Origin of the sequence: Loktanella fryxellensis (assembly GCF_900110065.1) — a bacterium.
In the GTDB taxonomy this organism is placed as follows: Bacteria; Pseudomonadota; Alphaproteobacteria; order Rhodobacterales; family Rhodobacteraceae; genus Loktanella; species Loktanella fryxellensis.
The window spans coordinates 110239-129260 of record NZ_FOCI01000001.1 but is presented as its reverse complement, the minus strand read 5'-3'; the positions used below and the strand labels follow the sequence as shown (position 1 = coordinate 129260).

The following is a 19022-nucleotide window of genomic DNA, read 5'->3' as shown; positions in this document are numbered from 1 at the left end:
AAACCCGGGCCCCGCCGCTTTTCCGCCGCCATGATCGCATGAGATGACCCGGTTCGTCAAAACCAGAGGGAAGATGTCCATGATCGACGCCGCCAATGCCGTCCGCCAGTTGATCCCGCGCACCGCCGCATCCCCGGCGCAGGCGGCGTGCGCGTGGCGGATCGAGGAGGCATCATGGGGCTACCGCATCGTGCCGACCGGCACGGTCGCGGCATGGCTGACCGCGGCGCAGACGCTGGCGATGCTGGCGGGGGCAGGGTGCGTGGCCATGGCCTTTGCCCTGTGCGTGCTGGTGGCCGGGACGGACCTTGCGATGCGGGTGCCCGCCATCTTTTTGATCTTCGGCATCGGTGCCGTGCTGATGTGGTTCGCCAGCCGCGGCACACAGGTCCGGGTCGAGGTGGACACCCATCGCGGAGAGTTGCGCGAGGTGGTGCAGCACCGCACGGGGGCGTCGTCGGTGCTGACACGGCATGGGTTCGATTCGGTGGATTCGGTGTTCATCGCGCGCCCGGCGGGCCGGGTCCCCGCGCTGACCCTGCGATACCGCGCATCGGCCCGGAAAATGACCGTCGCCACGGGACCGGAGGCCGATCTGCTGGCGCTGCGCGACCGGATGGGGCGGGATGTGATGCTGTCCCGACCGGCATCCTGAAGGGATCGCCCACCGGGACACGAACAGGTCATGTTCGGATTTGCGGGTTGCCAGAAAGGCTGTCGCGCGGCATCTGATGGCGCAAGATCAACCCTTTGCCCCATATCTGGAGAGCCATCCATGAAGACCCTTCTGTCGTCCGCCGCAGCCCTGACCCTGCTGGCCGCCCCCGTCCTTGCCGCCCCCGTCGCCTATACGCTGGATACCAGCCACAGCCAGATCCTGTTCCAGTACAACCACCTCGGTTTCTCGACGGGCATGGGCATGTTCTCGGGCTTCGAAGGCGAGATCATGTTCGATCAGGAAGATCCGTCCGCGTCCACGGTCAACGTGTCCTTCCCCGTGCGCAGCATGATGACCGGTTGGGAAGCCCGTTTCGAGCATTTCATGTCCGATGACTTCTTCGGTGCCACCGAAGAGGACATGGTGACCTTCACGTCCACCGCGATCGAAGTGACCGGCGAGAATACCGCCAACATCACCGGCGATCTGTCGATGAACGACGTGACCAAGTCGGTCGTGCTGGAAGCCACCCTGAACCAGGCTGGCGAGCACCCGATGGAGGGCAAGCCCTGGGTCGGCTTCGACGCCACCACGACGCTGCTGCGGTCCGATTTCGGTGTGGGACAGTTCGCCCCCTTCGTCAGCGACGAAGTCGAAGTGATGATCTCGGTCGAGGCGATGCAGGCCGAATAAGCCAGCCATCCGCTGCGACGTGTGGGGGCCGTGCCGGAGTGATCCGGCGCGGCCCCTTGCGTGTGTGGATGCGGGCCGTTCGCCATGATTGCGAAATCCGCTTTTTCTTGCGATGATGGCATGGGGTGCAATGGTGCAGCCGGATGCGGCGCGCAGGCGTCGGTATTAGAGGGTGCGTGTGGACGCGGAGGACCGCAAGATGCTGGCCGCCGAATACGCCCTTGGCCTGATGGATCAGGATGAGCGTGGCGACTTCGAGCGGCTGCTGCACAGGGATGCGGACCTGCGGGCGGAGCTGGCGTTCTGGCAGGACGAGTTCAGCGCGCTGGTACCCGGTCGCGGCGTGCCGGTGCCCCCGCATGTGCTGGACCAGGTGCGTGTCACCCTGTTCGACGAGGACCGCACGGGATGGCTGGACGCGCTGTTCGCGCCGCGAAACAGGCCGCTCCTGATCGGTGTCGCGACGGCGAAGGTGCTGCTGGTGGCCGCGTTGATCTGGCTGCTTTTCGCAGGCTAGCGGGCCTGTTCCGGTGTCGCGCTGCGGGCCGGCACGCTTGGTGACAGCGCCTGTCCCAGATAGATGACAAGCGCCACTGCCGTCACCAGCGTTGCGCCGAAGGCTGTCACGATGGCCCAGAGATCACCCTGCACACCGTCGCTTGCCAGCACCGTTGCGGTCGCGGCCAACGGGATGTGCGCCAGCGCGAATGCGGTGATCTGGATGCGGCGGGTGGCGGGTGCGGTCATGGCGTCCTCGGCTGGCGAATGCGACGTGGTCCAGTGTGTAGACAACCGCGACCCGTGTCGCAACCGCAGGGGTCTGGAACGGCGTGCGGCGGCGGGACTGTGGCCCGTCCGCCGCATGCAACCGGATCAGGGCGCGCGGGTCGCCGTCAGGGCAATCTCCACGGTGACGCCGAAGCCGAGGTTCGTCTCGTCCGCCATGGTCTGGCCGATCCCCCACGTCAGGCGGTCCAGCGTGGTCTGCCCCTGCATCGTCGCCGTGTCGCCGTCGAGGGTCAGGGTGAAGGGCAGGGACAGCGGGGCCGTCTGCCCCTTGAGCGTCAGGGTACCGTCGGCGACATACCCGTCCGCCGTGCGGGTGATCGGTGCAGTGAAGGTGGCGGTCGGATGCGTCGCCGCATCGAAGAAGTCGGCCCCCATCGCCTGATCCGTCACGGACCCGAGTGTCAGCGAGCCGATTGCGATGGTGGCCGTGACCTCTCCCGCCACATCCGTAGCCTCGGGGTCGAAGGCGATGGCGGCGGTCCAGTCGGTGAAGCTGCCGGTGACGGTGCTGCCGAACTGCGTCACGCCGATGGACAGGGTGCCCTCCTGCACGGTCCAGTCAGAGGCGACGGTCTCCAGTGCGGCGGTCTCGGCCTCTGGGGCGTCACCACCGCCAAGGGCGATCGCGGTGCCGCCGCCCGCCAGCACGATCAGCAGGGCGGCCAGCGGGGCCGCGATGGTGGTGCGGTGGTAGCCCACCTGCGGCGTGGCGGTGCGACCGAACCACATGCGGCGCAGGGTGGCGTCGCGGTCGATCAGGTGATGTTTCAGCGCGCCCGCGATGTGCAGCAGCAGTGTAGCGATCATCACCTTGCCGAAGACCCAATGCACGCTCTCGGCCAGATGCGCCACGCCGTCATCCTTGGGCACGAAGGGTAGCGATTGACTGAACGGCCACCAGATCGGCGCGAAACCGGTGGTGGCCGCATGGCCGATCCAGCCCGACAGCGGCGTGATGACGAGAGATGCATAAAGGAGCCAGTGCACGGTTTCGGCCAGAAGCGTCTCGGCCCGGCGTTCGGGGTGCAGGGGGCCGGGTTTGGCATGGCTGACGGCCCACAGGATGCGCAGCAGCGCCACGACGAACACCGCGACGCCCAGCGTCTTGTGGATGGTGAACAGCTGCGCCTTGCGGGCCAGCTGTTCGTTCGTCTCGAACCCCATGTCGGTGGCGATGATGCCCAGTGGGATGATCGCAAGGATCAGGGCGGCGGTCAGCCAGTGGAACACCTTGGTGACGGTGCCGTAGGTCGTGGGGGCGGTGATCGACGTGGCGGACATATGCGCATCCTTTGCGAAGTCGCTGCAACCTATATCGCACCGGGCCCCCGCACAATTTGCAACCGTGCAGGGGCATTGTGCGACAGGCAGGCGCAGGCTAGACCCAAGCGCAACAGGACCGACGAGGGGGGCTACGCCCATGAGGGCATTCGTATTTCCGGGGCAGGGCGCGCAGGCGGTCGGCATGGGGCGCGATCTGGCGCAGGCCTATCCTGCCGCCCGCGCCGTCTTCGAAGAGGTGGACGACGCATTGGGAGAGGCGCTGTCGGCGCTGATCTTCGACGGCGACGCGGCCACCCTGACGCTGACGCGCAACGCGCAACCGGCGCTGATGGCGACCTCGCTCGCCGCCTTCCGCGCGCTGGAGGCGGAGGGCGTGACGATCACCGACGCGGCCTTCGTGGCGGGGCATTCCTTGGGTGAATATTCGGCACTGGCGGCGGCAGGGTCGCTGGGGCTGGCCGATTGCGCACGGCTGCTGCGGCTGCGCGGCGATGCGATGCAGGCGGCGGTGCCGCAGGGTGTCGGTGCCATGGCGGCGATCCTCGGCCTCGACGCGGCGACCGTGGCGCAGATCGCCACGGATGCGGCACAGGGCGAGGTCTGTCAGTTGGCGAACGAGAACGATCCGGCGCAGAACGTGATCTCGGGTCACGTGGCGGCGGTCGAACGGGCGGCGGCGCTGGCCAAGGCGGCGGGTGCGAAACGCGCGCTGATGCTGCCGGTGTCCGCGCCGTTCCACTGCGCGCTGATGCAACCTGCGGCGGATGCGATGCGTGCAGCACTGGAACAGGTGGCGATGCAGGCGCCTGCCGTGCCGCTGGTGGCGAACGTGACGGCGATGCCCGTCACCGACCCCGACACGATCCGGGCGCTGCTGGTCGATCAGGTCGCGGGCCGCGTGCGCTGGGCGGCATCAGTCGACTGGATGGCGCAGCAGGGTGTGACGCAGTTCGTCGAGATCGGCGCTGGCAAGGCCCTGTCGGGGATGATCCGACGCATCGCAAAGGATGCGGCAACACTGACCGTCGGCACGGCGGACGAGGCAAAGGCTGCGGCCAATGACATGAAGGGAGCGGCATGATGTTCGATCTGACCGGCAAGACGGCACTCATCACCGGCGCATCGGGCGGCATCGGCGGCGCCATCGCCACCGCGCTGCATGGCGCAGGCGCCACCGTGGCACTGTCGGGGACGCGGGTGGAGCCGTTGCAGGCGCTGGCCGCCAGCCTTGGCGATCGCACCCATGTGCTGCCCTGCAACCTGAGCGACGCGGAGGCGGTAGCCGCGCTGAACAAGCAGGCGGTCGAAGCGATGGGCAGCGTCGACATTCTGGTGAACAACGCGGGCATCACGCGCGACAACATCTTCATGCGGATGTCCGACGACGAATGGGCATCCGTGCTGGAGGTCAACCTGACCAGCACCATGCGCCTGTGCAAAGGGGCCATCCGCGGCATGATGAAGGCCCGCTGGGGCCGGATCGTCAACATCACCAGCGTCGTGGGCACCACGGGCAATCCGGGGCAGGCGAACTATGCCGCCTCCAAGGCCGGTGTGGTGGGGATGAGCAAATCCATCGCCTATGAGGTGGCGAGCCGTGGAATCACCGTGAACTGCGTCGCGCCGGGGTTCATCGCTACCGCGATGACCGACAAGCTGAGCGACGACCAGAAGGGCGCGATCCTGACCCAGATCCCGGCGGGTCGCATGGGCGACGCGCAGGAGATCGCGGCTGCGGTGCTTTATCTGTCCAGCGTCGAGGCGGCCTATGTCACGGGTGCGACCTTGCATGTGAATGGCGGAATGGCCATGGTCTGAGAGGGGCTGACGGGTGCGCCGGGGAAAGCGTTTGCGCGTCCTCAAATCTCTGTTATAGGCCACGCAGCAACGGACGGACCCGCCCCTGGCGGTCGGTTCAACAACCGGGGTTCTGCCTGTGTGGCGGCCCATCAGAACGTAAGGATTTGTTCATGAGCGATGTCGAAAGCCGCGTCCGCAAGATCGTTGTGGAACATCTGGGTGTCGAAGAAGACAAGGTCGTCGAAAGCGCGTCCTTCATCGACGATCTGGGCGCAGACAGCCTCGATACCGTGGAACTGGTGATGGCCTTCGAAGAAGAGTTCGGCATCGAGATCCCCGACGACGCCGCCGAGACGATCCAGACCTTCGGCGACGCGGTCAAGTTCATCAACGGCGCGCTGTAAAGCGCAAGTCCGACCCCGGTCGGATCGCAAAGGCCCCCGCAACAGCGGGGGCCTTTTGCGTTGCGGCGTCAGGCTTGGGCGGCGTAGGCGGCCATCAGGGCGGGGAAATCCGCCTCGGCCGGGAAGCCTGCATAGCTGTGCGCGGCCCCCGTCACGGCGAAGGGCATGCGGTCGACGATCATGGTTTTCACGAAGGGCGCGGCCCGTGTGGTGTCGTTGAACAGGGTGGGCCGCACGTTCACCATGTCGCCCATGCCCGCGATGCGGGTGCAGATCCATGTCATGCAGCGCGGGCAGAAGCGGTGGTCGAGGGGACCAGTGCCCCGGCCGCCGCGGGTCGTCTTGCCTGCGGTGATGTCAAAGCCAGCTTCTGGCACGATCGCGCTGAGGGAGTAGGCGCTGGCGCTCATCCTCTGGCAGCCCGTGCAATGGCAGGCGCGTGTCACGAGGGGGGGCTGCAGTCAGGCGCACGGTCACGTGACCGCAGCGGCAGGCCCCGTCGAGGGGCAGGGATGGCGTCGGCATGGGGACCATTGGTGTGCTGGGGTTCGGCGATACTGTGCGACGGGTCGGCCCGTCTGGCAGGCGGGGCGGGCCAGTGCGGCTCGCCCCTTGCCCCTGAACGCGTCGCTGCGGTATCAGGGCCCGAGTTTTGATCGAAGGGAAGTCGGATGCGCCGTGTTGTCGTCACAGGTCTGGGACTGGTCACGCCATTGGCCGACGGAGTCGAGGCCAGCTGGGAGCGTATCCTAGCGGGCCAGTCGGGTGCGGGGCCGATCACCGGGTTCGACACCACGGGCCTTGCCACGACCTATGCCTGCGAAGTGCCGCGCGGAGACGGCAGCAACGGCACCTTCAATCCCGACACCTACATGGAGCCGAAGGACCAGCGGAAGGTCGATACCTTCATCCTGTTCGGCATGGCGGCGGCCCAGCAGGCGGTCGAGGACAGCGGCTGGATGCCGACCGAGCGCAGCGATCAGGAGCGCACTGGCGTGCTGATCGGGTCCGGTATCGGTGGCCTGAACTCCATCGCGAACACGGCCATCATGATGGAGGAGAAGGGCCCGCGCCGCGTGTCGCCGTTCTTCGTCCCCGGCGCGCTGATCAACCTGATTTCGGGTCAGGTCAGCATCCGCTATGGCTTTCGCGGGCCGAACCATTCGGTGGTGACCGCCTGTTCCACCGGCGCGCACGCCATCGGTGATGCCAGCCGTCTGATCCAGTACGGCGATGCGGACGTGATGGTCGCCGGCGGGGCCGAGGCTGCGATCTGCAAGATCGGGATCGCGGGCTTCAACGCCTGCAAGGCGCTGTCCACCGATCGTGCCGACGATCCGACCACGGCGAGCCGCCCGTGGGACAAGGATCGCGACGGCTTCGTCATGGGCGAAGGAGCCGGCATCGTCGTGCTGGAAGAGCTGGAGCACGCGAAGGCGCGCGGGGCCAAGATCTATGCCGAAGTGCTGGGATACGGGCTGTCCGGCGACGCCTATCACATCACCGCACCGCCCCCCGACCACGAGGGTGCGGAACGTGCGATGCGCGCCGCCTGCCGCAATGCGGGGGTGACGCCGCAGCAGATCGATTATGTCAACGCGCATGGCACCTCGACCATGGCCGACACCATCGAACTGGGTGCGGTCGAGCGGATGGTGGGGCCAGAGGCGGCGGCGAAGCTATCGATGTCGTCCACCAAGTCGATGACCGGCCACCTGCTCGGGGCTGCCGGTGCGATCGAGGCGATCTTCACCATCCTCGCGATCCGCGATCAGGTGGCGCCGCCGACGATCAACCTCGACACCATCGACTGCGAGACGGCGGTCGATCTGTGCGCCAACGGCAAGGTCGAACGGCGCATCGACGTGGCGCTGTCGAATTCCTTCGGGTTCGGCGGCACCAACGCCAGTCTGGTGCTGGGGAAACTGCGCTGATGTGGCGGCATATCGCGGCCAACGGGATCACGTTCCTGATCGTGGCGTTGTTCCTCGTGGCGGGCGTCGTCGTCTGGGGGTCGCAGGAATACAAATCGCCGGGGCCGCTGGCGGCGGGCATCTGCCTGCAGGTCGCACCGGGGTCGAACATGCGCGTTGTCAGTGCAGAGCTCGCGGACAAGGGCGCCGTCAGCAATGCGGCGCTGTTCCGCATCGGCGCGGATTATGCCGAGAAGGCCGATCAGTTGAAGGCGGGCAGTTTTCTGGTGCCGGAGGGCGCGTCGATGGCGCAGATCGTCGATCTGGTGACGGCCAGCGGGCAGAGCACATGTGGCACCGAAGTCGTCTATCGCGTCGGTGTGCGCCTCAACGTGGCCGAGGTGCGCGACCTTGATCCCGCGACGGGCACCTATGCAGAGGTGGCGGCGTTCGATCCCGCAGCCGATGCGGCCCCGGCGGAATATGTAGCGGTGAAGGCGCAAGCCGATACGCGCTATCGTCTGGCTGTGGCCGAAGGCACCACAAGCTGGCAGGTCGCCGAGGCGCTGCGCCAGATCGACGTGCTGGAGGGTGAGATCGCCGAGACGCCTGCGGAAGGATCGCTTGCGCCCAACAGCTATGAGTTCGCGCCGGGGGCCGACCGCGCCGCGATCATCGCCCAGATGCAGGCGGCGCAGACCCAGATCCTGGCGGACGCCTGGGCCGCGCGGGTCGATGGCCTGCCGGTCGAGACGCCCGAAGAGGCGCTGATCCTTGCGTCCCTGATCGAGAAGGAGACGGCGCTGGCCGCCGAGCGGCGTCAGGTTGCCAGTGTCTTTGTCAATCGGATGGAACGGGGGATGCGTCTGCAGACGGACCCGGCGGTGATTTACGGCGTGACGGAGGGCGAGGGCATCCTTGACCGTGGCCTGCGGCGCAGCGAGCTGGATACGCCGACGCCGTGGAACACCTATGTCATCCCCGGCCTGCCACCCACGCCGATCGCCAACCCCGGTCAGGCCAGCATCGAGGCGGCGCTGAACCCGGATACGACGGATTACGTGTTCTTTGTGGCCGACGGCAGCGGCGGCCATGCGTTCGCCACCAATCTGGACGACCACAACCGCAACGTCGCCGCGTGGCGCGTGATCGAGGCTGAACAGGCCGCCGCGCAGGAGTAGGGTGCCGCGCGGGCCGTTAAGGTCCGCGCAACTGCACCGCGCGGTCAACGTATTGGAATGGTTGACTTTTCGCATGCGTGTGATAGCCGTGGCGTGAGCTGGAGGAGGTGCGCTGTCCGGTCCAATCCCTGTGGGGGGCGATGCCCCGTTCGGGACCGGGAACCTCTCTCGACTGTCACGGATGTCTGACGGACAGGCGCATACCATGACACAGGCAGATGACCCCGGCCCATCGGGCCGGGTTGACGCCGACTCCGGTCCCTTTGGCAGGACTGCGGGCGACACCGACCCTACGGGCGAGGTTGCGGGCGAGCCGGATCCGTCGGACCGTGCGGCCTCCGTCGCGCGGGTGCGTGAACTGCTGGGGTTCTATGCAGGCCTGAAGGCCGCATTCCTGCTGCAGATGGCGCATATCGGGATGAGCGACACATCCCCCCCCAAGGCGATGACCACCAAGCTGGCCGAATTGCAGGCCACCCATGTGCATCTGCTGAAAGCCGAGGATTCCTTCATTGAAAAATTCGGAACCGGGGCGGACGTGTCCGCCGTCGATCACGATGCCTTGCGGCGTGACATCGGGCGCACGCTTGATCGCATCAGGGACACCGCCCTTGCAGGCGGCGTTTCTGGCGGGGCTGAGCCCGCAGGCGCTGCTGGCGCTGCCGCATCTGTTCGCATTCTGGGCGATGGATCACCAGCTGCCGCCGGCGGGTGACTGGCGGACCTGGGTCATCCTGGGCGGGCGCGGTGCGGGCAAGACGCGGGCCGGTGCGGAGTGGGTGCGTGCGATGGTCGAGGGGGCAGTGCCGCGCGCCCGTGGCCGGGCGCGGCGCGTCGGGATCATCGGAGAGACGTACGATCAGGCGCGCGAGGTGATGGTGTTCGGCGACAGCGGCATCATGGCCTGTGCACCGCCCGACCGCAGGCCGGTCTGGATCGCCGGGCGGCGGATGCTGGAATGGCCCAATGGTGCTGTGGCGACCGTCTATTCGGCGTTCGATCCCGAGGCGCTGCGCGGGCCGCAGTTCGATGCGGTCTGGGCGGACGAGCTGGCCAAGTGGAAGCAGGGCGAGGCGACATGGGACATGGTCGCGTTCGGTCTGCGGCTGGGCCGCAATCCGCAGGCCTGCATCACCACGACGCCGCGCAATGTGCCGTTGCTGCGCGACATGCTCGCCCGCGACAGCACGGTCGTGACGCATGCGACGACCTATGCCAACGCGGCCAATCTGGCGCCTGCCTTTCTGATCGAGGTGCAGCGCCGCTATGGCGGCACCCGTCAGGGGCGGCAAGAGCTGGACGGCGTGCTGCTGAGCGATGCGCCGGGGGCGCTGTGGGGCGGTGCGGCACTGGCTGCGGTGGGCGTGGACACGGCCCCGGTGATGGATCGGATCGTGGTGGCGGTCGATCCGCCGACCACGGCGCACAAGAGGTCGGACGCCTGCGGCATCGTTGTGGCGGGCGTCGTCATGCAGGGGCCGCCGCAGGACTGGCGCGGCTACGTGCTGGAGGATGCGACGGTGGCTGCCGCCTCGCCGCTCGACTGGGCGCGGGCGGCGGTGGCGGCGCTGCACCGGCATGGCGCGGACCGGCTGATCGCCGAGGTTAACCAAGGCGGCGACATGGTCGAAGCCATCGTGCGGCAGGTCGACCCCCTCGTGCCCTACGGCAAGGTCACGGCGACGCGGGGCAAGGTGGCACGGGCCGAACCGGTGGCGGCACTCTATGAACAGGGCCGTGTGGCGCACCTGCGGGGGTTGGGCGCGCTGGAGGACCAGATGTGCCTGATGACCACGGGGGGCTATGTGGGCACGGGATCGCCGGACCGGGTGGATGCGCTGGTTTGGGCGCTGCATGCGCTGATGATCGCCCCGGCGCAGGACTGGCGCGCGCCGCGCATGCGCAGCCTGTAACGGGCGTTGCGCCGTGCCCCCGCCACCGCGCGGTGGGGGCGCAGATCCGAAACCTTTGCCGGGCAAAACGATCCCACAGCACGTGATGACCGGATGCGGTCGGCGCAAGGAGAGACGGATGTTCGAGTTCTTCGGCAAGGGCGGCGCAAGGGCGGCCACGGGAGCGGTGCCGGAGGTGAAGGCCTCTGGCACCGGGCCGCTGATCGCGATGGCGGCGCATGGCCGTGCCGCGTGGAGCGCGCGGGACACGGCGTCGCTGACGCGTACGGGGTTTCTGGCGAACCCGGTCGGGTTTCGCGCGGTCAAGCTGATCGCCGAGGCGGCGGCGGCACTGCCGCTGGTGGTGCAGGACCGTCTGCAACGGTTCGACACCCATCCGGTGCTGGCGCTGCTGGCACGGCCCAACGCGGCACAGGGGCGGGCCGAACTGCTGGAGGCGGTCTATGCGCAGCTGCTGCTGAGCGGGAACGCCTATCTGGAGGGCGTGGCCGAGGACGATGCCCTGCCGGGCGAGATCCATGTGCTGCGGTCCGACCGGATGCGGCTGATCCCCGGTGCCGACGGCTGGCCTGCGGGTTATGAATACAGCGTCGGCGGGCGCAAGCACACGTTTGCCGTCGTGGGCGATGTCAGCCCGGTGTGCCACATCAAGAGCTTTCATCCGCAGGACGACCATTACGGGTTCAGCCCGATGCAGGCGGCCGCGCAGGCGATCGACGTACACAACGCGGCCAGTGCCTGGTCCAAGGCGCTGCTGGACAATGCGGCGCGGCCGTCGGGTGCCATCGTCTATCGCGGCACCGACGGGCAGGGTCAGCTGAGCGAGGATCAGTTCGCGCGCCTCGTGGACGAGATGGAGAGCCAGCATCAGGGCGCCCGCAATGCGGGGCGGCCGATGCTGCTGGAAGGCGGCCTCGACTGGAAGCCGATGGGATTTTCGCCGTCGGACATGGAGTTCCGGCAGACCAAGGAAGCCGCGGCGCGCGAGATCGCCATCGCCTTCGGCGTGCCGCCGATGCTGCTGGGGATCCCCGGCGACGCCACCTATGCCAATTATCAAGAGGCGAACCGCGCGTTCTATCGCCTGACGGTGCTGCCGCTGGCGACGCGCGTCTCCAGCGCGGTGGCGGACTGGCTGTCTGACTTCACCGGCGAGCGGTTGGATATCCGCCCCGATCTGGACCAGATCGCTGCCCTGTCGGTGGAACGTGACAGCCAGTGGCGGCGCGTGGCCGGGGCGGATTTCCTGAGCGATGCGGAAAAGCGGCGGCTGCTGGGGCTGCCGGTGCAGGAGGTGGAGTGATGGCCGAGACACCGGAGAAGGTCGTGGCGCTGAAGCTGACGCCCCGTGCCGCACCAGCGCAGGACGCGTGGCATGCGCAGGTGACGTGTCATCTGGCCGGGATCGAACGGTTGATGCGGCGGCTGGAATGGCAGGTCTGGGCGCTGGCCTGCGGCGCTGCAGGCACGCTGGTGGTGCAGGTGCTGCGCCTGTTCACCGACAACTGAAGGAAGTGCACATGACACTGGAACACAAGTTCTGCCGCCCGGACACGACGCTGACCGTGACCGACGATGCGGTGATCGCGGGCTATGCGTCGCTCTTCGGGGTGACGGATCAGGGCGGCGACCGGGTCGGTGTGGGGGCCTATGCGGCCTCGCTCGCCGATCTCAAGGACCGCGGGCGCAGCGTCAAGATGCTGTGGCAGCACGATCCCACCCAGCCCATCGGCGTCTGGGACGAAGTGCGCGAGGATGCCAGAGGGCTATGGGTCAAGGGCCGTATCCTGACCGACGTGGCCCGCGGGCGGGAAGCGGCGGCGCTGATCGGGGCAGGGGCCATCGACGGGCTGTCCATCGGCTATCGCACGCTGCGCGCCACCAAGGACGACAAGGGCCACCGCGTGCTGTCGGAGCTCGAGTTGTGGGAGGTGTCGCTGGTGACATTTCCCATGCTGACCGAGGCCCGCGTGGCGGCCAAGGCCGAGGCGCCCGATCCCGCATTCGATCCTGCCTTAGATTCTGGCGGGCTGCGGGAGCTGGCGGCGATCTTTGCCGGGGCCACAGCCGCCCTGCGCGGGCGCTGACGCGCAATCACCACAACAGGAGGACTGACATGACGACCCCCGAGACGATGTCGCGGGCCGGTGGAGGCACGCCTTCACCGACCGAGGAGTTGCGGGCCGCGTTGGGCGGTTTCGTGGCCGAGTTCAAGGATTTCTCAACCGGCATTTCCGCCGCTTTGCAACGACAGGACGATCGCATGACCAAGCTGCACGCCAAGACGATGACCCGCCCCGCGCTGGCGACCACGGCCGAGATGGACGCACCCCACCAGAAGGCGTTCGCCGCCTATCTGCGGTCCGGCGACGACGACGGCCTGCGCGGCCTGTCGCTGGAGGGCAAGGGCCTGTCCACGGTGGTCGCCGCCGACGGTGGCTATCTGGTGGATCCGCAGACGTCCGACACGATCAAGTCGACGCTGAGCGCCACCGCCAGCATCCGCGCCATTGCCAATGTCGTGCATGTGGATGCCACATCCTATGACGTGCTGGTCGACCACACCGAGATGGGCGCAGGCTGGGCCACCGAGGTGGACGACCAGGATGAAACCGCAAGCCCGGTGATCGACCGCATCACCATCCCCCTGCACGAGCTGTCGGCCTTGCCCAAGGCAAGCCAGCGCCTGCTGGACGACAGCGCCTTCGACATCGAAGGCTGGCTGGCGCAGCGCATCGCCGACAAGTTCGCGCGGTCGGAGGCCGCCGCCTTCGTCAAGGGCGACGGCGTCGACAAGCCGCGCGGATTTCTGTCGTACCCGCGTGTGGACAACGACGTCTGGGCGTGGGGCAACATCGGCACCGTGCCCACCGGCGTGAACGGAGAGCTGGGCGAGACGGACGCGATGATCGACCTCGTCTATGCGCTGGAGGCGGAATACCGCGCCAATGCGGTCTTCGTGATGAACAGCCGCACTGCGGGGTCCGTGCGCAAGCTGAAGGACGCGGACGGGCGTTTCCTGTGGTCCGACGGTCTGTCGTCGGGCGAGCCTGCGCGCCTGCTGGGCTATCCTGTGCTGATCGCCGAGGACATGCCGGATGCGGCCACGGGGGCCACGCCCATTGCCTTCGGCGACTTCGGCGCAGGATATACCGTCGCCGAACGCCCCGACCTGCGCGTGCTGCGCGACCCGTTTTCGGCCAAGCCGCATGTGCTGTTCTACGCCACCAAGCGCGTGGGCGGGGCGGTCAGCGACTATGCGGCGATCAAGCTGCTGAAGTTCGCCACGGCCTGATCCGAGATCCGTGCCGCATCCTCTGGGGAGGGGGTGCGGTGCGGACCCCGGGTGCGTCGCCACCGGCAAAGTCCCGTGTCGTCCAGCTGCTCACTTCCGTCCGAGCGATGCGGGCAGGCGGCGCACCCGGACCAGACCCCACCCCAGACCCACACCAAGCCCACACCCCCTGCGCGGAGACAGGTTATGACGTTAGAGGAATTGAGCGGTGTCGCGACCGCAGCCCTGCCGCTGGCCGGGTTCAAGGATCATCTGCGGCTGGGGTCGGGTTTCGCCGACGACGGGGTGCAGGACGAGGTGCTGGAAGCGGTGCTGCGCGCCGCCCTTGCCGCGATCGAGGCGCGGACCGGCAAGGTCCTGCTGGAGCGCGAGTTCCGCTGGAGCGTCACCGCCTGGCGCGACCGCGACCGCCAGCCGCTGCCGCTGGCGCCTGTCAGCGCGGTGGTGGCCGTGCGTCAGGTGGACCGCAACGGCACGCAAATCCCGGTAACGCCCACGCGCACCGTGCTGATCCCCGATGCGCAGCGCCCGGTGCTGAGCGCGCCCAGCGGCGGGCTGCCTGCCGTGCCCCGCGATGGCCGGGTCGAGGTCGATCTGCTGGCGGGCTACGGTCCGGAATGGTCAGACCTGCCCGCTGATCTGGCACAGGCGGTCATGATGCTGGCTGCCCACTTTCACGAATATCGCAGCAATGTCGGGGTACCGGGGGCGGCGCTGCCGTTCGGCGTCACGTCGCTGATCGAACGCTATCGCACGGTGCGGATGTTCATGGGGGGACGGTCGTGAACGGCTTGCACCTCAACCGCCGTCTGGTGCTTGAGGCGCCCGTGGCCGTCCCTGACGGCAGCGGTGGGCAGGCGGTCACGTGGACCGCCCTCGGCACGCTGTGGGCGCAGGTTGCACCCGGTGCGGGGGTGGAACGGGCGGCGAACGGCCTGACTCTGTCCCGCGTGCCGCTGGTCGTCACGGTGCGGGCCGCCCCGCCGGGGGCGCCATCGCGCCCGGTCGCAGGCCAGCGGTTCCGCGCCGGTGCGCGGACCTATGCGATCCTCGCGGTCACGGAACGGGACACGGAGGGGCGGTATCTGACCTGCCACGCCGCAGAGGAGGTGGTGGCATGAGCTATGCAATGGCGCAGGCGCTGCAGACCGCGGTCTATGCCCGGTTGGCAGGCGATGCCGCACTTTCCGCGCTGGTGGGCGACGCGATCTTCGACGCGCGGCCCGCGGGTGCCGTGCCGCCGCTGCACGTGGCGCTGGGCGCGGAAAAGGTGCGCGATGCCTCCGACGCGGACGGCGCGGGGGCGGTGCACGACCTGACGATCAGCGTGGTCGGCACGGCGGCGGGGTTCGCGGGCGTCAAGGCGGCGGCGGCGGCGGTGAACGACGCGCTGGCGTGGGGCGCACTGCTGTTGACGCGCGGGCGGGTGCTGGATCTGCGCCTTACCCGCGCGCAGGCGGCCCGTGTCGGCAGCGGCGATGTGCGGCGCATCGACCTGATCTTTCGCGCACGTCTTTCCGACGACTAGGCGTTTATTTCATCAAGGGAGCACGGCAATGGCGGCACAGAGTGGCAAGGACCTGTTGATCAAAGTCGACATGACCGGCGACGGATCGTTCCAGAGCGCGGCGGGCCTGCGGGCGACGCGCCTCAGCTTCAACGCGGAAAGCGTGGATGTGACGGGGCTGGACAGCGCGGGCGGCTGGCGAGAGCTGCTGGCGGGCGCCGGCGTCAAGACGGCGGCCATCGCGGGGTCGGGCATCTTTCGCGACGCGGCCACGGACGAGCGGATGCGGCAGGTGTTCTTCGACGGCGAGACGCCGGAGTTCCAGGTCGTGATCCCGTCGTTCGGCACCGTGACGGGCCGGTTCCAGATCACGTCCATCGAATACGCGGGCACCTTCGACGGCGAGGCAACCTACGAGATCGCGCTGACCAGCGCAGGTCAGCTTGCCTTCGTGGCGGACCTGTAGGTGGTCAATCCGCTGGCGGGCGAGGTCAGCGTGACCATCGACGGTGTGCCGCATGTGGCCAAGCTGACGCTCGGCGCGCTGGCGGAGCTGGAGGCGCAGTTGCAGGCGGACACGCTGATCGATTTGGTGGAACGCTTTGAGGCGGGTCATTATCGGGGCCGCGACGTGCTGGCCTTGCTGGTGGCAGGATTGCGCGGCGGCGGCTGGCGCGGGTCTGCGGCCGATCTGCTGAGCGCGGATCTGGCGGGCGGCCCGGTACAGGCGGCACGGGTGGCGGCGGAACTGCTGGCCCGCGCATTCACCCCGCCGGAATGAGGCGGGCGCTGGACTGGGCAGGCTTGATGCGGGCGGGGCTGCATGACCTGCGCCTGACGCCGGATCAGTTCTGGCGGCTGACGCCTGCGGAACTGGCGCTGATGCTGGGGCAGACGACGGCCATGCGGCCCTTGGGCCGCGGTGGGCTGGACGCCCTGATGCAGGCGTTTCCCGATATTGGAAAGGAGTGATGCGATGAACGAAAGCGATCAGATCGACGGGCTGGAGGCGGATGTGGCCGCCCTGGAGCGCACGCTCGGCGACGCCCGCGCCATGACCGGCGCGTTCGACGCCACCCTGCGCGACATGCAGGGCACGCTGGGCGAGACGACGCGCGATCTGGGCAACCTCGAACGCGGCTTTGCGGGCGGCCTGCGCCGTGCCTTCGACGGGCTGGTGCTGGATGGCAAGTCGGTGTCGGACACGCTGGGCAAGGTGGCGTCCAGCATGATCGACACGGCCTATGCGGCGGCGGTGAACCCGGTGATGCAGCACGCGGGCGGTCTGCTGTCGCAGGGCATCAATGCCGCCGTGTCGGGCATGATGCCATTCGCGCAGGGTGGGTCGTTCGCCCAAGGGCGCGTCATGCCGTTCGCCAAGGGCGGCGTGGTCGGCGGCCCCACAACGTTCCCCATGCGCGGCGGCATCGGCCTGATGGGCGAAGCGGGCCCCGAGGCGATCATGCCGCTGGCGCGCGGTCCCGATGGGCGGCTGGGCGTGCGCGGCGGTGCGGGGCCTGCGGTCAACGTCACCATGCACGTCAGCACGCCGGACGTGCAGGGATTCCAGCGCAGCCAGAGCCAGATCGCCGCCCAGATGGGCCGGATGCTGGGGCGCGGTCAACGCAACAGGTAGAGAGGGAACAGGCCATGGCCTTTCACGACATACGCTTTCCGGCGAACCTGAGCTTCGGGGCGCTGGGCGGTCCCGAACGGCGCACCGAGATCGTGACGCTGGCCAACGGCTATGAGGAGCGCAACACGCCCTGGGCGCATGGACGCCGCCGCTATGACGCGGGCGTCGGCCTGCGGTCGCTGGACGACATTGCGCAGCTTGTCGCGTTCTTCGAGGCGCGCGAGGGGCAGTTGCACGGGTTCCGCTGGAAGGACTGGGGCGACTACAAGTCCTGCCCGCCGTCGCGCGAACCCGGCATGCTTGATCAGCTGATCGCCGTGGGCGACGAGGTGACGACCGTAATTCCACTGGTCAAACACTATGTCAGTGGTGCGCAGAGCTATGCGCGGCCTATCGCGAAACCGGTGGAGGGCACGGTGCGCATCGCCGTCGGCGGCGACGAGGTGCAGGAGGGGATCGACTGGACCATCGATCTGACCACGGGCCGCGTCACCTTCGTGCACGCGCCTGATATCGGGGCAGAGGTGCGGGCGGGCTTCGCCTTCGACGTGCCGGTGCGCTTCAACACGGACCGGATCGAGACCTCGGTTTCGAGCTTTCATGCGGGTCAGGCCCCCAGCGTCCCGGTGATCGAGGTGCGGCTGTGAACGCGGATGCGCTGTTCGCGCATCTCGCCACCGGGGCGGGGCATGTGTGTCAGGCCTGGGCGATCACGCGCCGCGATGGCGTGACGCTCGGCTTCACCGACCATGACCGCCCCCTGCGGTTCGAGGGCATCACCTTCATGGCCGACAGCGGGCTCAGCGCGCGGGCACTGGCCACGGTCGCGGGGCTGGCCGCCGACAATTCCGAGGCGGTGGGACTGTTGCAGGCGGATGTGGTGACAGAGGCCGACATCGTGGCGGGCCGCTATGACGGGGCCGCCGTGCGCAACTGGCTGGTGCGCTGGGACGACGTGGCCCAGCGCCAGTTGCGGTTCCGTGGCCGGATCGGAGAGATCGTGCGTCAGGCGGGCACGTTTCGGGTGGATTTGCGCGGTCTGACCGACCTGCTGAACCAGCCGTCGGGCCGCACCTATCTGCGCAGTTGCGATGCGGTGCTGGGGGATGCGCGCTGCGGCGTTCGGACCGACGATCCGCTTGTGATGACTACAGCACCGGTGCTGGCGCAGGACGCCGGTCAGTCAATCGAGGTCGCGGCGGGCCAACATCCTGACCGCTGGTTCGAGCAGGGGGTGATGACCGTACTGACCGGGCAGGGCGCGGGGTTGGTCGTCGCGATAAAGCACGACCTGCTGCAAGGGGGGCGGCGGCGCCTGACCCTTTGGGATGCGCTGCCGTCCCCCCTCGCCATCGGGGATACGCTGCGTCTGGTTGCGGGCTGCGACCGCCGGGCCGAGACCTGCCGCGTGAAATTCGCCAACCTCGCGAACTTCCGCGGCTTTCCCACCATGCCCGGCGAAGACTGGCTGATGAGCGTGCCGCGCAGCACCGGCACCAACGACGGCGGGAGCCTTTCGTCGTGAGCGCCGTCGTGGTCGAGGCGCTGACGTGGATCGGCACGCCTTACGTGCATCAGGCCGCGACCAAGGGGGCGGGCTGCGACTGCCTCGGTCTGATCCGCGGCATCTGGCGGCACCTGCACGGGGATGAGCCGCAGGCGATGCCGCGCTACACCCCGGACTGGGATGAGGTGCAAGGGCACGACGTGCTTTGGGCCGCCGCGCGGGCACATCTGCGGCCTGTGGCGGGCAACCTGCAGCCCGGTCAGGTGCTGCTGTTCCGCATGCGCGAGGGCGCGGTGGCCAAGCATCTGGGCGTGCTCAGCGCGGGCGGCGACCACCCCCGCTTCATCCACGCCTATAGCCGGCACGGTGTGCTGGAAAGCCCGCTGTCCGCCCCCTGGGCGCGGCGGATCGTGGCACGGTTCGATTTTCAGGAAGGATGAAG

The 19022-nt window shown here is 68.3% G+C and carries 27 protein-coding genes; 24 read left to right on the top strand and 3 right to left on the bottom strand.

What is annotated here, in order from left to right; translation table 11 throughout:
* The first annotated feature begins 79 nt into the window (after positions 1 to 79).
* The 3 genes from BMX16_RS00665 (at position 80) to BMX16_RS00655 (ending at position 1868) form a co-directional block, all read left to right on the top strand.
* Positions 80 to 655: a hypothetical protein gene (locus BMX16_RS00665; RefSeq protein ID WP_143057973.1), complete on the top strand. Its 576-nt coding sequence runs from the start codon at positions 80 to 82 to the stop codon at positions 653 to 655.
* Between the two features lie 120 nt (positions 656 to 775).
* A complete protein-coding gene (locus BMX16_RS00660; RefSeq protein ID WP_089897641.1) occupies positions 776 to 1351 on the top strand; it encodes a YceI family protein in 576 nt (191 codons plus the stop codon).
* Positions 1352 to 1550: 199 nt separating this feature from the next.
* Positions 1551 to 1868, top strand: coding sequence for a hypothetical protein (locus tag BMX16_RS00655; protein ID WP_143057972.1), 318 nt, complete (start codon positions 1551 to 1553; stop codon positions 1866 to 1868).
* On the opposite strand, the gene BMX16_RS00650 is transcribed toward BMX16_RS00655, so the two are convergent.
* Together BMX16_RS00650 and BMX16_RS00645 are read right to left on the bottom strand one after the other, a co-directional pair.
* The gene (locus tag BMX16_RS00650; protein WP_089897637.1) at positions 1865 to 2098 is read right to left on the bottom strand and encodes a hypothetical protein; all 234 of its coding nucleotides are present in this window, start codon (positions 2096 to 2098) and stop codon (positions 1865 to 1867) included. The two genes, BMX16_RS00655 and BMX16_RS00650, sit on opposite strands and share 4 nt — an antisense overlap.
* 126 nt (positions 2099 to 2224) lie before the next feature.
* Positions 2225 to 3421, bottom strand: coding sequence for a cytochrome b/b6 domain-containing protein (locus tag BMX16_RS00645; protein ID WP_089897634.1), 1197 nt, complete (start codon positions 3419 to 3421; stop codon positions 2225 to 2227).
* 139 nt (positions 3422 to 3560) lie between these two features.
* Here BMX16_RS00645 and fabD point away from each other — a divergent pair, with 139 nt between their 5' ends.
* From fabD to BMX16_RS00630, 3 genes are all read left to right on the top strand, one after another.
* Complete coding sequence (gene fabD / locus BMX16_RS00640; RefSeq protein WP_089897631.1) at positions 3561 to 4505, top strand: ACP S-malonyltransferase; 945 nt, start codon at positions 3561 to 3563, stop codon at positions 4503 to 4505.
* Complete coding sequence (gene fabG, locus BMX16_RS00635; RefSeq protein ID WP_089898281.1) at positions 4505 to 5242, top strand: 3-oxoacyl-[acyl-carrier-protein] reductase; 738 nt, start codon at positions 4505 to 4507, stop codon at positions 5240 to 5242. The genes fabD and fabG overlap by 1 nt, the downstream gene beginning before the upstream one ends.
* A 152-nt stretch (positions 5243 to 5394) precedes the next feature.
* On the top strand, positions 5395 to 5628 hold the full coding sequence (locus tag BMX16_RS00630; RefSeq protein ID WP_089897629.1) for an acyl carrier protein: 234 nt from the start codon (positions 5395 to 5397) through the stop codon (positions 5626 to 5628).
* Positions 5629 to 5696: 68 nt separating this feature from the next.
* Here the strand turns inward: BMX16_RS00630 and BMX16_RS00625 are convergent, their stop codons facing one another.
* Positions 5697 to 6038, bottom strand: coding sequence for a GFA family protein (locus BMX16_RS00625; protein WP_245731191.1), 342 nt, complete (start codon positions 6036 to 6038; stop codon positions 5697 to 5699).
* A gap of 261 nt (positions 6039 to 6299) precedes the next feature.
* On the opposite strand from BMX16_RS00625, the gene fabF reads away from it, so the two are divergent.
* From fabF to BMX16_RS00540, 18 genes are all read left to right on the top strand, one after another.
* Entirely contained in the window at positions 6300 to 7562 is a 1263-nt protein-coding gene (gene fabF / locus BMX16_RS00620; protein ID WP_089897626.1) for a beta-ketoacyl-ACP synthase II, read from the top strand.
* Complete coding sequence (gene mltG, locus BMX16_RS00615) at positions 7562 to 8722, top strand: endolytic transglycosylase MltG (RefSeq protein ID WP_089897624.1); 1161 nt, start codon at positions 7562 to 7564, stop codon at positions 8720 to 8722. The genes fabF and mltG overlap by 1 nt, the downstream gene beginning before the upstream one ends.
* Positions 8723 to 8927: 205 nt before the next feature.
* Positions 8928 to 9437, top strand: a complete 510-nt coding sequence (locus BMX16_RS17860; protein WP_245731190.1) for a hypothetical protein — start codon at positions 8928 to 8930, stop codon at positions 9435 to 9437.
* Positions 9334 to 10635, top strand: a complete 1302-nt coding sequence (locus tag BMX16_RS00610; protein ID WP_245731189.1) for a DNA-packaging protein — start codon at positions 9334 to 9336, stop codon at positions 10633 to 10635. Before BMX16_RS17860 ends, BMX16_RS00610 begins: the two co-directional genes overlap by 104 nt.
* A 118-nt stretch (positions 10636 to 10753) precedes the next feature.
* Positions 10754 to 11938: a phage portal protein gene (locus BMX16_RS00605; RefSeq protein WP_089897620.1), complete on the top strand. Its 1185-nt coding sequence runs from the start codon at positions 10754 to 10756 to the stop codon at positions 11936 to 11938.
* Positions 11938 to 12144 (top strand): hypothetical protein, encoded by a 207-nt coding sequence (locus BMX16_RS00600; protein ID WP_089897619.1) that lies wholly within the window; start codon positions 11938 to 11940, stop codon positions 12142 to 12144. The genes BMX16_RS00605 and BMX16_RS00600 overlap by 1 nt, the downstream gene beginning before the upstream one ends.
* Before the next feature lie 11 nt (positions 12145 to 12155).
* A complete protein-coding gene (locus BMX16_RS00595) occupies positions 12156 to 12722 on the top strand; it encodes an HK97 family phage prohead protease (RefSeq protein WP_089897617.1) in 567 nt (188 codons plus the stop codon).
* 29 nt (positions 12723 to 12751) lie between these two features.
* Entirely contained in the window at positions 12752 to 13930 is a 1179-nt protein-coding gene (locus BMX16_RS00590) for a phage major capsid protein (RefSeq protein ID WP_089897615.1), read from the top strand.
* A 186-nt stretch (positions 13931 to 14116) separates the two neighbouring features.
* Positions 14117 to 14716 carry a head-tail connector protein gene (locus BMX16_RS00585; protein WP_089897612.1) on the top strand — a complete coding sequence of 200 codons (600 nt, stop codon included), beginning with the start codon at positions 14117 to 14119 and terminating at the stop codon, positions 14714 to 14716.
* A complete protein-coding gene (locus BMX16_RS00580) occupies positions 14713 to 15051 on the top strand; it encodes a head-tail adaptor protein (RefSeq protein WP_089897610.1) in 339 nt (112 codons plus the stop codon). The genes BMX16_RS00585 and BMX16_RS00580 overlap by 4 nt, the downstream gene beginning before the upstream one ends.
* Complete coding sequence (locus tag BMX16_RS00575) at positions 15048 to 15458, top strand: DUF3168 domain-containing protein (RefSeq protein WP_089897608.1); 411 nt, start codon at positions 15048 to 15050, stop codon at positions 15456 to 15458. The genes BMX16_RS00580 and BMX16_RS00575 overlap by 4 nt, the downstream gene beginning before the upstream one ends.
* 28 nt (positions 15459 to 15486) lie before the next feature.
* Positions 15487 to 15903, top strand: a complete 417-nt coding sequence (locus tag BMX16_RS00570; RefSeq protein ID WP_089897606.1) for a phage major tail protein, TP901-1 family — start codon at positions 15487 to 15489, stop codon at positions 15901 to 15903.
* Positions 15904 to 16218, top strand: a complete 315-nt coding sequence (locus BMX16_RS00565; RefSeq protein ID WP_089897603.1) for a gene transfer agent family protein — start codon at positions 15904 to 15906, stop codon at positions 16216 to 16218.
* Positions 16215 to 16409 carry a rcc01693 family protein gene (locus BMX16_RS00560; protein ID WP_089897602.1) on the top strand — a complete coding sequence of 65 codons (195 nt, stop codon included), beginning with the start codon at positions 16215 to 16217 and terminating at the stop codon, positions 16407 to 16409. The genes BMX16_RS00565 and BMX16_RS00560 overlap by 4 nt, the downstream gene beginning before the upstream one ends.
* Before the next feature lie 4 nt (positions 16410 to 16413).
* The gene (locus tag BMX16_RS00555; protein WP_089897600.1) at positions 16414 to 17073 is read left to right on the top strand and encodes a phage tail tape measure protein; all 660 of its coding nucleotides are present in this window, start codon (positions 16414 to 16416) and stop codon (positions 17071 to 17073) included.
* Between the two features lie 14 nt (positions 17074 to 17087).
* Entirely contained in the window at positions 17088 to 17720 is a 633-nt protein-coding gene (locus tag BMX16_RS00550; RefSeq protein WP_089897599.1) for a DUF2460 domain-containing protein, read from the top strand.
* On the top strand, positions 17717 to 18598 hold the full coding sequence (locus tag BMX16_RS00545; protein ID WP_089897597.1) for a DUF2163 domain-containing protein: 882 nt from the start codon (positions 17717 to 17719) through the stop codon (positions 18596 to 18598). The genes BMX16_RS00550 and BMX16_RS00545 overlap by 4 nt, the downstream gene beginning before the upstream one ends.
* Positions 18595 to 19020 (top strand): NlpC/P60 family protein, encoded by a 426-nt coding sequence (locus BMX16_RS00540; RefSeq protein WP_089897595.1) that lies wholly within the window; start codon positions 18595 to 18597, stop codon positions 19018 to 19020. The genes BMX16_RS00545 and BMX16_RS00540 overlap by 4 nt, the downstream gene beginning before the upstream one ends.
* The last annotated feature ends 2 nt before the right edge of the window (positions 19021 to 19022 follow it).